Source organism: Kosakonia sp. H02 (assembly GCA_030704225.1).
Taxonomy (GTDB): Bacteria; Pseudomonadota; Gammaproteobacteria; order Enterobacterales; family Enterobacteriaceae; genus Kosakonia.
The window spans coordinates 510718-525509 of sequence record CP131915.1 but is presented as its reverse complement, the minus strand read 5'-3'; the positions used below and the strand labels follow the sequence as shown (position 1 = coordinate 525509).

At 54.6% G+C, this 14792-nt stretch carries 13 protein-coding genes; 6 read left to right on the top strand and 7 right to left on the bottom strand.

Features of this window, described 5'->3' with window-relative positions; all coding sequences use genetic code 11:
* Nucleotides 1-19: 19 nt before the first annotated feature.
* The 4 genes from Q5705_02505 to Q5705_02490 are packed head-to-tail and all read right to left on the bottom strand — an operon-like array spanning nucleotide 20 to nucleotide 4838.
* Nucleotides 20-682 carry an O-methyltransferase gene (locus Q5705_02505; GenBank protein ID WLI77457.1) on the bottom strand — a complete coding sequence of 221 codons (663 nt, stop codon included), beginning with the start codon at nucleotides 680-682 and terminating at the stop codon, nucleotides 20-22.
* 25 nt (nucleotides 683-707) lie between these two features.
* Nucleotides 708-2084: an efflux transporter outer membrane subunit gene (locus tag Q5705_02500; GenBank protein WLI77456.1), complete on the bottom strand. Its 1377-nt coding sequence runs from the start codon at nucleotides 2082-2084 to the stop codon at nucleotides 708-710.
* The gene (locus tag Q5705_02495; protein WLI77455.1) at nucleotides 2081-3166 is read right to left on the bottom strand and encodes an HlyD family secretion protein; all 1086 of its coding nucleotides are present in this window, start codon (nucleotides 3164-3166) and stop codon (nucleotides 2081-2083) included. Before Q5705_02495 ends, Q5705_02500 begins: the two co-directional genes overlap by 4 nt.
* 19 nt (nucleotides 3167-3185) lie before the next feature.
* Nucleotides 3186-4838, bottom strand: a complete 1653-nt coding sequence (locus Q5705_02490; protein WLI77454.1) for an MFS transporter — start codon at nucleotides 4836-4838, stop codon at nucleotides 3186-3188.
* 916 nt (nucleotides 4839-5754) lie between these two features.
* Between Q5705_02490 and Q5705_02485 the strand changes: the two genes are divergently transcribed.
* Nucleotides 5755-6555 (top strand): YdcF family protein, encoded by an 801-nt coding sequence (locus Q5705_02485; GenBank protein WLI77453.1) that lies wholly within the window; start codon nucleotides 5755-5757, stop codon nucleotides 6553-6555.
* Between the two features lie 201 nt (nucleotides 6556-6756).
* Entirely contained in the window at nucleotides 6757-8196 is a 1440-nt protein-coding gene (aldA, locus tag Q5705_02480) for an aldehyde dehydrogenase (GenBank protein WLI77452.1), read from the top strand.
* 33 nt (nucleotides 8197-8229) lie between these two features.
* Here the strand turns inward: aldA and Q5705_02475 are convergent, their stop codons facing one another.
* Both Q5705_02475 and gap read right to left on the bottom strand, forming a co-directional pair.
* Nucleotides 8230-9156 carry an alpha/beta hydrolase gene (locus Q5705_02475; GenBank protein WLI77451.1) on the bottom strand — a complete coding sequence of 309 codons (927 nt, stop codon included), beginning with the start codon at nucleotides 9154-9156 and terminating at the stop codon, nucleotides 8230-8232.
* Between the two features lie 48 nt (nucleotides 9157-9204).
* Complete coding sequence (gene gap / locus Q5705_02470; GenBank protein WLI77450.1) at nucleotides 9205-10206, bottom strand: type I glyceraldehyde-3-phosphate dehydrogenase; 1002 nt, start codon at nucleotides 10204-10206, stop codon at nucleotides 9205-9207.
* Nucleotides 10207-10396: 190 nt separating this feature from the next.
* Between gap and cybB the strand changes: the two genes are divergently transcribed.
* Together cybB and Q5705_02460 are read left to right on the top strand one after the other, a co-directional pair.
* Nucleotides 10397-10927 carry a cytochrome b561 gene (gene cybB, locus Q5705_02465; GenBank protein WLI77449.1) on the top strand — a complete coding sequence of 177 codons (531 nt, stop codon included), beginning with the start codon at nucleotides 10397-10399 and terminating at the stop codon, nucleotides 10925-10927.
* A gap of 170 nt (nucleotides 10928-11097) precedes the next feature.
* Complete coding sequence (locus Q5705_02460; protein ID WLI77448.1) at nucleotides 11098-12423, top strand: MFS transporter; 1326 nt, start codon at nucleotides 11098-11100, stop codon at nucleotides 12421-12423.
* 85 nt (nucleotides 12424-12508) lie between these two features.
* Here the strand turns inward: Q5705_02460 and Q5705_02455 are convergent, their stop codons facing one another.
* Entirely contained in the window at nucleotides 12509-12853 is a 345-nt protein-coding gene (locus Q5705_02455; protein ID WLI77447.1) for an anti-adapter protein iraM, read from the bottom strand.
* 386 nt (nucleotides 12854-13239) lie between these two features.
* On the opposite strand from Q5705_02455, the gene Q5705_02450 reads away from it, so the two are divergent.
* Both Q5705_02450 and Q5705_02445 read left to right on the top strand, forming a co-directional pair.
* Complete coding sequence (locus Q5705_02450) at nucleotides 13240-13515, top strand: metal/formaldehyde-sensitive transcriptional repressor (protein ID WLI77446.1); 276 nt, start codon at nucleotides 13240-13242, stop codon at nucleotides 13513-13515.
* Nucleotides 13516-13547: 32 nt separating this feature from the next.
* Complete coding sequence (locus tag Q5705_02445; protein ID WLI77445.1) at nucleotides 13548-14666, top strand: S-(hydroxymethyl)glutathione dehydrogenase/class III alcohol dehydrogenase; 1119 nt, start codon at nucleotides 13548-13550, stop codon at nucleotides 14664-14666.
* Nucleotides 14667-14792 lie beyond the last annotated feature (126 nt).

The following is a 14792-nucleotide window of genomic DNA, read 5'->3' as shown; positions in this document are numbered from 1 at the left end:
CCGGGCCAACAAAATTATCTCAACACGCATTCACCCACGCCAACGTAAACCCATCCCACCCTTTGCCTCCGACGGTTTGCATCGCCGTCGCGGTCAATCGCGGGTCGGCACCGATCATCTCAATAAACTTGCGTACCCCTTGCACGCTGGTATCGGTGGTCACCGGGTTGGTCACTTCGCCGCCGCGCACTACATTATCGCCAATAATCAGCGTGCCGGGGCGCGAGTAGTGCAGCGCCCACTTCAGATACGTGGGGTTATTGGGTTTGTCAGCATCAATAAAAATCAGATCGAAAGGCGGGTGCGTGCCGAGGTTTTCCAGGGTTTCCACCGCCGGGCCTTCAACGACTTTCACCTGCCGGGAAAAACCGGCGAGTTGCAAATTTTCGCGGGCAATCGCCGCATGTAACGGGTCGGCTTCCAGCGTCAGTAACTCCCCGTCAGAAGGCAGTTCGCGCGCCATCCACAGCGTGCTGTAACCGCCCAGCGTACCGATTTCCAGAATGCGTTTTGCCCGCACCATGCGAACAAACAGCGCCAGTAACTGCCCCTGCATCGGGGAAACATCAATGCCCGGAAGCCCGGCACGCCGGTTATTCGCCAGTATTTGCGTCAGGATTTCATCTTCCGGGAGAAGGTGTTGCTCTAAGTATTCATCAACCGCGGACCACTTCTGCTGCATAGCATTTCTCCTGGTTATTAAAAACTTAATTCAGACCGGACCAGCCACCTCCCAGCGCGCGATAAAGATCAACCTGCGCCAGCAGCAGATTGTTTTTCACCTGCACGGCGCTTAGCTGCGCGGAAAAGAGCGTGCGTTGGGCATCCAGCACGTCCAGATATGAGGAGTAGCCGTTACGGTAGCGGTTTTGCGCAATGCGTAACGTCTCTTGTGCGACATCCTGCTGGCCTTCAAGTTCGGCTAACTGCTCGCCAAGACGGGTAATGGCGTCCAGGCTGTCGTTCACCTCTTTGAACGCGTTGCGCACAGTCTTCTCATAGGTGTAGAGCGCCTGGTTGCGCTGCGACATCGACACATCCACCTGCGCATTTAGCGCCTGGCGGTTCAACAACGGCGCGAGAATGCTGCCGCCAATACTCCACAGCCGCAGCGGGTTATCGAGCAGGCCGGGCAGGGTATCGTCCTGCATACTGCCGGTGGCGGTCAGATTGATGGACGGCAATAAATTTGCCTGCGAAGAGGCAAGTGTTGCATCAGCGGCGACTAACTGGCGCTGTACCTGCACAATATCCGGCCGCCGGTTGAGTAACGTTGACGGTAATTGCGATGGCAGTTTCAGCGGCGTCAGCGCCGCGAATGCGCCTCGATTGACAGCACCAGGATTATTGCCGAGCAATAGACTCAGGGCATTTTCCTGCTGGCTAATCTGATGTTGCAACACCGGGATCTGCGCGCGCGTTGCCCGCAATTCCGAGTCGGATTGCACCAGCTCCAGCCGGGAAGTATAGCCGGTTTCAAACTGACGGCGGGCGAGCTGAAAGGCATCTTCCCGCGCTTTTAACGTTGAACGGGTCACCTGCAACTGCTCATCCAGCGAAAGCAACGTGAGATAACCCGAGGCAACATTGGTCGCCACCGTCAGATCAGCCGCTGCCGCCGCGGCTTGCTGCGCCGCCAGTGACGCTTCTGCCGCCCGCGATGCGCTGCGGCTCGCCCCCCAGATATCGACATCATAACTGGCGGTCAAATTACCTTTGTAGACAGTGCCGTGCGTGGGCAGGCCGGTGGCGGCAGACTGGGATCGCGCGCGCGTCCCGGACAACCCGACATCAAGTTCAGGAAACAGGGCGCTGTCTGCGGCATAAACCCGCGCCTGGTACTCATTAACCCGCTCGCGGGCAATCAGCACATCGCTGTTGTAACGCAGGGCCTGATCGACATAGCGGTTTAGCTGGCTGTCGTGAAAATTTCGCCACCAGACGCTGTCCGTTTTGCTGGCTGGCCCCACTTCGCTGCGCCAGGCGGCCGGGATGTGTAATGACGGCTGCGCTTTTTCAACATCGGCAGACTGGCAACCCGCAAGGGCAAGACTCAACGCGATAACGGCGGGGCGCAGCCTCATTTTTGCGCCTCCTGCGTATCAATATGCACCTGTACTGACATGCCCGGGCGTAAACGCGCAATGTCGTCGGCTTGACCTTCCACCTGAATACGCACCGGAATACGCTGGGCGATTTTGACAAAGTTGCCGGTGGCGTTATCCGGACTGACGGCGCTGAACTCGACGCCGGTGGCTGGCGAGATACTCTCAACGCGGCCGTTAAAGGTGCGGCCATCAAGAGCATCGACGGTGAAACGTACCGGCTGACCGACAATCACATTGGCCAGTTGCGTCTCTTTCAGATTCGCAATCACCCAGCGCTGAGACGGCACCAGCGACGTCAGGTGCGTCCCGGCGGTGACATAGGCGCCCAGGCGCACGCTGATTTGCCCCAGTTGACCGTCGCGCGGGGCGACAATGCGCGTGTTTTGCAGATCTATTTCTGCCAGTTCCAGCGCGGCGGTGGCATTTTCTACATCCGCCTGTAATGAAGCGCGGTTAACGATAGTGGTTTGCAGGTCCTGGCGCGACATTTCAAGGGTTGCCTGCGCCTGAGCGATATTGGCCGTGTTCTGTGCGGCGGTGGCAAGGGCGGCATCCCGCTCGCGAATGGAGAGTGAACCGTCTGCCGTCAGCGCGTTAACGCGTTTTAAATCAGCCTGCGCTTGCAGGTTTTGCGCTTTGGCGCTGGCGAGCGCGGCCTCGTTACGGGCAATCACCGCCTGGGCGCTTTTGCGCTGTTGCAGATTATTTTCCAGCGCCGCACGTTTCATCGCCAGCGTCGCTTTCGCCTGATCCACGCGCTGGCGATAAATGCGATCGTCTATCTGCATAATCAGATCGCCTTTTTTCACCATCACAAAGTCCTGTACCGGCACCTCGGTGATATAGCCATTGACCTGCGGGCTGATAAAGGTGGTTTGCCCGCGCACATAGGCGTTATCCGTGGATTGCATATGGCGGGTAAACGGCGGCAACTGCCAGGCGTACAAAATCGCCAGTACGCCGACGATGACAATGGCGGCGGCGGTAAAAAGGGAAACCACGCGGACATTACTGCGGGTATTGGCCTGTTCTTTAGCTGCTGCATCCTGCTGACTCATAGAGACTCCACTAACATCATCATTTATTTCCTGTCGCGCGTTTCAGTGCAAGACGGGCGGTAATACGCAGACGCAACAAGCGCCACAAAATCCATAACAGCGTGGCGGCAGCAACGCTTGCCGTCAGCAAGTAAGTATCGTTATAAGCCAGAATATTCGCCTCCAGCGTGGAAACAGTTTGCAACTGGGTCACCGCTTGCGTGCTCAATAATGAACTGTCGCCGATCATGCTTTGGTACATCTGGCTATAGAGTTGCAGGCGTTCATTCACTACCGGGTTAAGGGTGGTGAGCTGATCCGCCAGCAAATTAGAGTGGTATTTTTCGCGCCAGATCTGGAAGGTGCCAAGAATGGCGGAACCTAACAGGCCACCGATATTCTGGCTCATGCCAAACAGCACCGAAAAACTGACCAGGTTACGCGGCTCGGCGATGACGCCGCCGATACCTGCCAGCATCGCCGGGGCGATAAAAAACGCGCTGGCAAAGCCGAACAGAAACTGGCTGAACATTAACTGGTCCGGGCGCGTCAGGCTGGTTGAGTGGCTGTCCATCAGCGAGGCGATAATCATCAGCGCCAGCGAAGTGACAATCGGCCACGCCAGCCGCTGGGGTTTGATCGTCAGGCAACTGGCGACAATCCCGCAAATAATCCCTGCCAGAATCGACCACGCCAGCCGCGTCATCTGCTCGTTTTGCAGGCCGACATATTGCAGCCAGCCAAAAATGCCAGTGTTCTGCTCGGCAAGCACGATACGAATAAGCAGCATAATCAGCCCGAGGCGCACAATACTGCCGCTGGAGAGCCAGCGGGTATTGAGCAGTGGGTTTTTGCGGTTGTGCTCAAAGACAATGGCCGAGACAATTAACACCAGCGAACCCGCCAGCGACCAGCCAATCCACGGCGCTTCAAACCACCAGTCGAGACGCCCGAGCGACAACACCGCGCAGAGCAGAGCCATGCCGGGCGCGAGCAGGAAGAAGGTAATGAAATCTTTCTTTTCAAAGACTTTTTTGCGATCGCCCGGCGGCAGCTTCAGGGCAATCACGCAGCCGAGTGAAATCATCGCCAGCCCGAGTTCAAACAGATACAGGCCGCGCCACTCATTCAGTTCCAGGAGTTCCGTGGAGAACAGGCGGGCAATGGGGATCGCCAGCGTCGAGCCAGTAATGCCAATGGTTAACGCTTTTAAGCGGTGTTTCGCCGGCCAGGCCTGAATCTGGTAATAGATCCCAAGCGAGCTGAGTGCCGCCGCTACCATGCCGTGCGCGCCACGCACAAACAGGGCGGAACTGAGATCGTTAATAAACAGGTGCAGGAAGGTCACCAGCACATAGAGCACCAGGAAACCTTCGGTAAAGGCACGTAAACCATACTGCTGGCGAAATTTCACCAGCAACAGGTTGATAGACACGTTGGTCATTACGTACACCGCCGGTAGCCAGGCGATCTCCGTCGACCAGGCAGCAAAAGTGCCTTGCAGGTTTTGCAAGTTCGCCGTCACCATCGCATTGCCGAGCGCGCCGGTCAGGCTGACAAGCAGACCAACAATGCCGTAGGCAATGCGTCGCGGTGTGCTGTGCCACGGCGTGGAAGGGGAACCCAACAACATCGGTTTTTCGTGGGCAGCCCAGTCGCGCGGCGCGTAGGGATCGCTTTTCGGCAAACGCATTACTTTTTGGCCTCACAGGGAGACGAGCGCAGAGGATAAAAGCAAAAGTTGCGGTTATTCATGAAGTCCTAAAGATTATCTGACTAAATAGTTAGGGGGCTAACGATTCTACGTGTGCCGATAAATGCATTGCAAGTGCATAAGAAAATATAGATCAAGTTATCCTCTCGTCGCGTGCTGCCTATGCCGCAGCCATAAAAAAACCCCAGCTACAAGGGCTGGGGTTTTCTTCGGTCTCACAGAAGCTAGTGAGGAATCTGTTAAACCGTATTCATGAATCGCGTAAAAATTTAGGCGATCACCATATTTCGACGGGGGTTAAGATAACGCAAGAGTCAGCGATGGTTAAGTATTTTATTAAGCTATAGCTTAGTTTTTTTATTAGGTAATCCACTATTTTTGATGCGGTTTTATTGAGATACAATGCCACGCGTTGAAGTGGTTAGCGTTATTCAAGCCAGGGCAAAAGGATTTCCCTCGCTGTAACAGGTAGTGCTGGCAGGGTTCAGGCTTGGAAGGGGCGCTCACCATATTTCGACAAAATATGTCGTGCAGATTCGGGGGAATGTTAGAACCTGTCCGTGCGGCTCCTTCCCGTTAGGGAAAACGGATGATGTTTAATCGCGAATACGTTAAGCGCGCTCTCGAAATCATCATTGCTGTGTTACAGCTGATTCTTTCGTTCCTGTAACGATTGAAAACGTAACTAAGGCGCTGCCGCTAAACACGGCAGCGCCTTTAATATTATGTTAGTGACAACGTCACAGAAAATTCCGCCCTTTATGCCAAGTTGGCAACGCGTGAAAGCAGTATATCAATGGAGTTACAGAAACTTACATGAACAGGATTCAGAGTGATCCCCTGTTCAGGGCGTGTGAGCCGGGTAGTCTGTACAGAGTAAGCGAAGGAGGTTTTGATGCTGCAAACAACATTTCCCGCCTTGCCCGAGCCAACGCTGGCCGCGGCGAACGCGCTTGGTGCATGGCTGGCGCAGAATGATTTCACCGGTAAACCGGCACCGGTGCGTGCGGATATGGTGATCCTGGCGGGTAACGCCGTCATTCCGACCATTGAAGCTGCCTGCGGGCTGGCAGCCGCGCAGAAAACACCCTTGCTGATCAGCGGCGGCGTGGGCCACTCGACGACCTTTCTCTATTCGGCGATTGCCCGCCATCCGCGTTATAACGTGATTCGTACCACCGGGCGGCGTGAAGCGGCGATCCTCGCCGATATTGCCCGCCAGTTCTGGCATCTGAACGACAAACAGATCCTGATAGAAGATCGCTCGACTAACTGCGGGGAAAATGCCCGTTTCAGCATTGATATGTTGATCTCGCAGGCGATAAAACCGAAAACCGTGGTGGTGGTGCAAGACCCGACGATGCAGCGGCGCACTATGGCGACGTTTGCCCGCCTGAGCCAGCAGTGTACGGACGCGCCGCACTGGCTAAGCTGGCCAGGTTTTACGCCGCGATTAATTAACACGCCGAAGGGGCTGGCGTTTCATCCGCACCAGCGCGGTTTGTGGCCGGTTGAGCGCTATCTCTCTTTGCTGCTGGGGGAAATTCCTCGCCTGCGTGATGACGCCAACGGCTACGGACCCAATGGTCGCGATTACCTGGTTCACGTTGATTTTCCGGAGCATATCGAAGACGCCTGGCAACGCTTACGCAATGATCAGACCCTCGCCGAAGCGATGTCCTTCCGCTCGCTGTAACCCGCAATGCCCGTTTGCGCCAGCCGCAGCGCAAACGGGCATTTCGTCCGCGCGTCTTGTTATTTTTTTGTTCTCTTTTCACTGCGCTTTTATGCGTTCTCTCACAAAAGCCGCCTCTGAACCTGGGCAATCTGCCGCATAAAGATAAATTTTTAACAGCGAATTCACTTGTTAAAAACAATGCTATTACAGGAGCAGGTTATGACGGCACCCGTACAACACCCGATGTTTATCGATGGGCAATTCGTTAGCTGGCAGGGCGATAAATGGCTCGATGTCGTTAACCCCGCGACGGAGGAGATCCTGTCGCGCATTCCCGACGGCAGCGCGGAAGATGCCCGTAACGCCATCGACGCCGCTGAACGCGCTCAGCCCGCGTGGGAAGCGCTACCGGCCATTGAGCGCGCTGGTTGGCTGCGCAAAATCGCAGCCGGGATCCGCGAAAATGCCCGCGAGATAAGCGCCTTAATCGTTGCCGAAGGCGGCAAAATCCAGCAACTGGCGGACGTGGAAGTCTCCTTTACCGCCGATTACATCGACTATATGGCCGAGTGGGCGCGCCGCTATGAAGGTGAGATCCTGCAAAGCGATCGCCCCAACGAAAATATCTTTGTCTTTAAACGTCCGCTGGGCGTCACTACCGGCATTCTGCCGTGGAACTTTCCGTTCTTCCTGATTGCCCGCAAAATGGCGCCAGCATTAATTACGGGCAATACGATTGTTATCAAGCCGAGTGAATTTACGCCGAATAACGCCGTGGCCTTTGCCAAAATCGTCGAGCAGGTCGGCCTACCGAAAGGTGTCTTTAACCTGGTGCTCGGGCGCGGGGAAACCGTGGGCCAGGAGCTGGCGGGCAACCCGAAAGTGGCGATGGTCAGCATGACCGGAAGCGTCGTCGCGGGCGAAAAAATCATGGCCGCAGCGGCGAAAAACATCACCAAAGTGTGCCTTGAACTGGGCGGAAAAGCGCCAGCGATTGTGCTGGACGATGCCGATCTGGAACTGGCGATAAAAGCGATTGTCGATTCCCGCGTGATCAACACCGGGCAGGTGTGTAACTGCGCCGAGCGCGTCTATGTGCAAAAAGGCATTTACGATCGGTTTGTAAACCGTCTTGGCGAGGCGATGAAAGCGGTGCAGTTTGGCGACCCGGCACAGCGTAGCGATATTGCGATGGGGCCGCTGATCAATGCCGCTGCGCTCGAGCGCGTCGAGCAGAAAGTGGCGCGTGCAGTATCAGAAGGCGCGCGCGTGGCGCTGGGCGGCAGGGCGGTTGAAGGCAAAGGTTATTTCTACCCGCCAACGCTGCTGTTGGATGTCAAACAGGAGATGGCGATCATGCATGAAGAGACCTTCGGCCCGGTGCTGCCGGTGGTCGCGTTCGATACCCTTGATGAGGCGCTGGCGATGGCCAATGACAGCGATTACGGGCTGACGTCATCGGTCTACACCCGCGATCTGAATAGCGCCATGAAAGCGGTGCGCGGATTGAAATTTGGCGAAACCTATATCAACCGCGAGAACTTCGAAGCGATGCAAGGCTTCCATGCTGGCTGGCGTAAATCGGGTATCGGCGGGGCGGATGGACGCCACGGCCTGAATGAGTATCTGCAAACGCAGATGGTTTATCTGCAATCCTGAAAACTGTGCCCCCGCATCAGTCGGGGGCGCGTTTCACACTTTTGTCGCTATCCACGCCATCATCAACTCTGGCCAAATCGCCACCGGTAATCCCAGCGCATCGCGAATGCCGAAACCGTGTTCTCCCCGCTCAAACAGATGCATTTCCACCGGCACGCCAAGGCGGCGCAGGGCGCTGAACATTACCACGCTGTTTTCCACGTTGACCGCCGGATCGTCCACCGCATGGAGCAAAAACGTCGGTGGCGTCTCGCGCGTCGCCCTTTGCTCGGCAGAATAGCGGCGGATCTGTTCCTCAGAAGGCGTATCGCCAATCAGTTGCTGGCGTGACATTGGGTGATCAATCTCGGCGTGCATAGTGATAACCGGGTAAACCAGCGCCATAAACGCCGGGCGGGCGCTCTGTTCATCCATCGCATCAAGTGGAGGGTAAACCTGTTCGTGATAGCGCGTCCCGAGGCTTGCCGCCACGTGGCCGCCTGCGGAAAACCCCATAATGCCGAGACGTGCAGGATCGATGCGCCACTCTTCAGCCCGCGCGCGGATAACCCGCATGGCGCGCTGCACATCGGCCAGCGGCGCATCTGCGCCTTCTTCGTGTCCGTCAGCCGGAAAACGGTAGGTCATCACGAATAAGGTGTAGCCTCGCGCCGTGAAAACGGGTGCCAGTGCGCTGCCTTCTTTATCTAACACGACGCGACGATAGGAGCCGCCAGGCGTCACCAGGATGCCGACGCCATTTGGGTTTCGCGGTGCGTAGACGGTAATTTCCGGCGCGCGAACGCCGGTGACGGAGCGGTCAAAAGGCGAGGGACCCGTGTGTTTTTCTTCAAGCTGAAAACGGACCGGACTGACGCGGGCGCCTGGTGCTTCTCCCTGCGGCCAGACGGGAAAGGTGGTGGCGCGCTGCACCGCCTCGTCCATTAATTTCAATAACTTTTCCGGGGTGAGGTTTTGCACACCGTATCTCCAAAATCCCAAAATTGCATAACGCCAACCGGCAGAACGTTAAAGCGCGCGAAATTTCTCCAGCACCCGCACCAGTTGGGTGACAAAACCGTATTCGTTGTCATACCAGGCAACGGTTTTGACCAACTGAATATCGCCCACTTCGGTGATTTCGGTCTGCGTGGCATCAAACACCGAACCAAACTGACTGCCAATCACATCGGAAGAGACAATATCGTCATCGGTGTAACCGAACGATTCGTTGTTATCCGTGGCGTTTTTCAGCGCCTGGTGGATCTCATCCACGGTTACTTTTTTCTCTAAAATCGACACCAGTTCGGTAACGGAACCGGTTTTCACCGGCACGCGCTGGGCATGGCCTTTTAACTTACCGCTCAGCGCCGGGATCACCAGGCCAATGGCTTTCGCCGCGCCGGTGGTGTGAGGAATGATATTTTCCGCCGCCGCGCGCGACGCCCGCAGGTCTTTGCCTCGCGGGCCATCGACCAACGCTTGCGTGCCGGTATAAGCGTGAATGGTGGTCATGGTGCCTGCTTTAATACCAAAGCTGTCATGCAGGGCTTTCGCCATTGGCGCCAGGCAGTTTGTGGTGCAGGACGCCACGGAAATAATCGTGTCCTGCGCATCGATAGTGTCGTCATTGACGTTATACACCACGGTTTTCATCTCGCCGGCAGGCGCCGAGATCAGCACTTTTGTCGCGCCGGCCTCAATGTGCGCCTGCGCTTTCTCGCGTGAGGTATAGAAACCCGTCGATTCGATAATGATCTCCGCTCCGGCGCTGCGCCACGGAATATGTTTCGCCTCTTTTTCGGCATACACGGTGATGGTTTTGCCGTCGACGATCAGGGCATCTTCGGTAAAATCCACGCTCCAGGGGAAAGGGCCATAGTTCGAATCATGCTTCAACAAATAGGCCAGGACTTTGGGGGAAGTCAGGTCATTGATCGCCACCACTTCCGCGCCGCTGTTGGTTTCCAGCAAACGTCGTAATACCAGGCGGCCAATACGACCAAACCCGTTGATGCCAATTTTACTCATGATTTACTCCTGTCTGGATGTCGCCACTCATTGTTTTGCATTAGATCAGTGATAACCTGGCTCACGGTATTGGGCAAATAAATAGCATTCATCAAAGGCTAAGTTGCTGAAAAACGATAAAGAAAACTTAATGAATTTTTAAGCAAAGCTCGCTATGTTGAAGGCCGATCCGTTCGTTTGAGGTGTTTTTATGCGTAGCAACTATTCCCGCTTACAAATTGCCATTCACTGGCTGGTGGCGCTGTTGGTGATTGGAGCTTACTGCGCCATGGAGTTTCGTGGGTTCGCGCCGCGCAGCTACCGCCCATACTTCAACATCGTTCACGTCTCCTGCGGTATCTCGATTCTGGTGCTGATGGTGGCGCGCCTGCTGGTCAGACTGAAAAATCCGGCTCCGCCGATTGAACCAAAACCTTCTGCGATGATGACCGGCCTCGCGCATCTCGGTCATCTGGTGATTTATCTGCTGTTTATCGCCTTGCCGATCCTCGGCTTGCTGATGATGTACAACCGTGGCGGTCCATGGATTGCTTTTGGCATTGTGATGCCGCATGCCGCCGAGGCTAACTTTGATTTGGTTGATACATTAAAGGAATATCATGAACTGCTGGCGACGCTCGGTTACTTCGTGATTGGCCTGCATACCGCCGCTGCGTTGTTGCACCATTACATTTTCAAAGACAATACGTTGCTGCGCATGATGCCGCGAAAGCGGGGCTGACATCGGTTTTCTTATCCTCCTATGCGGACAAAATGTGATCCTGTCGGTTTTTTCATGGATAAAAGCCGGGTGGAAATCACATTTTCCGCCATCTGTGCTGTGCTGAATTCGTACAACCCGTATAGATAGTATATCTATAATAGAAACACCATCGAGGGTGGGAGGGGAAAATGACACAGCCAGTTCAGGAATCACTCGATCGCGCGGCGGTGCAGGAACAAGCCGGCGGCGCGCGTAAATTACGCAAAGTGCTGCTCGCTACCGGCATCGGTCACTTTGTTGAATGGTTTGACTTTGGGCTGTACGGCACGCTGGCGGCCATTATTGGCCTGCAATTTTTCCAGGCGGAAAATGCCAGCGTAGCGCTGCTTTCCTCCTTCGCGGTATTCGGCGCAGGCTTTGTGATGCGCCCGCTTGGCGGGTTGTTCTTCGGTTCGCTGGGGGATCGTAAAGGGCGGCAAAAGGTGCTGGCGACGGTGATTTTGCTGACCTCGGGCGCGACCTTCGTGATGGGCCTGCTCCCGACATATCATCAGGTGGGTATTACCGCAACGGTGCTGCTGGTGATAACGCGCCTCGTGCAGGGGTTTGCGGCGGGCGGTGAAAGCTCTGGCGCAACAACGTACCTGGCGGAATATGCACCGACGGCGCGGCGCGGCTACTTTACCTGCTGGATCGATAACTTTGGTTTTATGGCGTTTGTCGTCGGCTCCGGATTGGTTTTTCTGCTTACCGCCACGCTGGGTGAAAGCGCGATGAGCGACTGGGGCTGGCGCATTCCCTTTTTGATCGCCGGGCCGCTCGGTTGGGTAGGGTTGTATCTGCGAAAACATCTGGAAGATTCGCCGGAATTTATCGATGCCATGAAGAACGGCCAAACAGAAGCCGCGCCGCTGCGTAAAGCGGTAACCACCGCCTGGGGCGCGTTGTTATTCTGCGTGGGTTTTGTGGTGATCAAAGCGGTCGGGCACTGGACGCTGCAAACGTTTATGCCGAGCTATCTCGCTACTGAGCTGCATTTCAGCAAACTGCATGCTTACGCCATCACGACGATAGGCCTGTTTTCCGTTGCCGTGCTGGTGCCGTTTATGGGCTATCTGTCCGATAAATTCGGGCGCAAGCCGTTGATGCTGGCGGGCTGTGCCGGATTTATTCTGCTCAGTTATCCGGCGATGATGGTGATGGCTAACGGCGATGTGCTTTCGGCGGTGCTGGCAATGGTCATGCTCGGTGCATTTATCGCTGCCTTTGACGGCGCCTGTACGGCAGCGATGGCGGAGCTCTTTCCGACCAGTGTGCGCTACGGCGGTCTTTCCATTGCTTATAACTTTGCTGTCGCTTTTTTCGGCGGTATCACCCCCTGGTTCTCCGCGTATCTCATTACCAGCACCGGCGATAAATTTTCGCCTGCGTTTTATGTTATGGGCGCGGCACTCATTACTTTCCTTACCGTACTTCGCGCCAATGAAACGGCAGGTAAACCGCTAAAACGTTAATTACTGGCCCGATGAAAATTCTTCATCGGGCTATTATTCGCGCAATATAGCGCTGTTTTGGCAATATAATATATTTTCCCGCTTGTCAGTTCAGAAACTTTTTAATGCCATACGGACACAGTTCAAATAAGCAGCCTTCTTGATTATTACATTCACGCAAAGAAATATTATCATTACCAGGACATCGGCAACTCTTTTTTAATGTATTCCAGATAGTTGGGAAATAGGGCATGGTATGAATAACTTTGAAGTCCCGCATTCTGCCTTCGATTATAATTCCTTTCAAATCAGTAAGTAATAAATCTCCGGGGCGTAGGAAATAGTCACCTCTGTACCAGATAATCAGCGCTTTGTTGTTCAGCGTTCGGGCAACAGCAAATGCCGTTCCGGTGGTCGGGGAAACTAACATATCCGTAATATTCCAGCGCATACATCTTCCTTACTTAATATTCGCTAATTCACTAAGAAGAATCTTAGCAAACATTATCGAAAGAACCTAAGTGAAAAAATTTAATTTAAGTTCATTTTAGCAAGTAAGAGTAATATTTAATTAATTTTACGAAGGAATGCGAAGGGAGCCATAACTGGCGGTGATATATACAATTATTTGATGTGACCATAGTTACTGTGGGGATAAATTATAATTCTCACTGATAAAATAACTGTATCAATTAAATTCAGCGATACCTGGTGATCATGCATATAGCCCGTGATTCGCAAGCAAAAATATATTCATTGATACCCCCATAAAATCTAACGTTTACAGTAAAAGACTGCCTCCTGTACCATACCCCCCTACAGTATCCAGGAGGTTTCATGCCCCATTCACCTGAAGACAAAAAACGAGTTCTGACACGGGTGCGGCGCATTCGTGGTCAGGTTGATGCGCTGGAGCGTGCGCTGGAAAGCGGCGAACCGTGTATCGCGATTTTGCAACAAATCGCCGCAGTACGCGGCGCAGCCAATGGTCTGATGGGCGAAATGGTTGAAATTCACCTTAAAGACGAGCTGGTCGCGGGGGATACCACCGCCGATCAGCGCGCGGTTCGCATGGCAGAAGTCGGCCATCTTTTGCGCTCTTATCTAAAATAAGCAACACCGTACTCATAAAAAGGAAAAGACAGATGAAATCACGTGCAGCTGTGGCCTTCGGGCCAGGCCAACCGCTCAAAATCGTTGAGATCGACGTTGCGCCGCCGAAAAAAGGTGAAGTACTGGTGCGCATTACCCACACCGGCGTTTGCCATACCGATGCGTTTACCTTATCGGGTGACGATCCGGAAGGCGTATTCCCGGCGGTGCTGGGCCACGAAGGCGGCGGTATCGTTGTCGAAGTGGGCGAGGGCGTCACCAGTGTCAAGCCGGGCGACCATGTTATTCCGCTGTACACCGCCGAATGTGGCGAGTGTAAATTCTGTAAATCCGGCAAAACCAACCTGTGCCAGGCCGTTCGCGCCACCCAGGGCAAAGGACTGATGCCGGACGGCACCACCCGTTTTTCCTATAATGGCGAACCTCTCTACCACTACATGGGCACCAGTACTTTCAGTGAATACACCGTTTGTGCTGAAATCTCGCTGGCGAAAGTTAACGAGCAAGCGCCGCTGGACAAAGTTTGCCTGCTCGGTTGCGGCGTCACGACCGGCATCGGGGCGGTACACAACACCGCAAAAGTGAAAGAGGGCGATACCGTGGCGATTTTCGGCCTCGGTGGTATTGGTCTGGCCGCGATTCAGGGCGCAGTGCAGGCGAAAGCCGGGCGTATTCTGGCGATCGACACCAACCCGGATAAGTTTGCGCTGGCAAAAGAGATGGGCGCGACTGACTTTATCAATCCAAAAGATCACGATCGCCCGATCCAGGACGTGATTGTGGAAATGACCGACGGCGGCGTCGACTTCAGCTTTGAATGCATCGGTAATGTGAATGTCATGCGTGCTGCGCTGGAGTGCTGCCACAAAGGGTGGGGTGAAAGCGTCATTATCGGCGTGGCGGGCGCAGGCCAGGAGATCAGCACCCGTCCGTTCCAGTTGGTCACCGGCCGCGTATGGCGCGGTTCCGCTTTTGGCGGTGTGAAAGGCCGTAGCCAGTTGCCGGGCATGGTTGAAGACGCCATGGCTGGCAAAATTCGCCTCGATCCGTTTATCACTCACCGCTTACCACTGGATAAGATCAACGAGGCGTTTGATCTGATGCATGAAGGCAAATCCATCCGTACCGTCATTCATTTCGGCGAAAACTAATCCTGCCTCACGCCAGCGGTGTCACCGCTGGCGCTACCAAACTCCAAATCTGTGACCGCCCTATCGATTTTCGCCATAAGAAAAATCCAATTATTGCCGATGCCTATATATCATTCCTGTTGTACG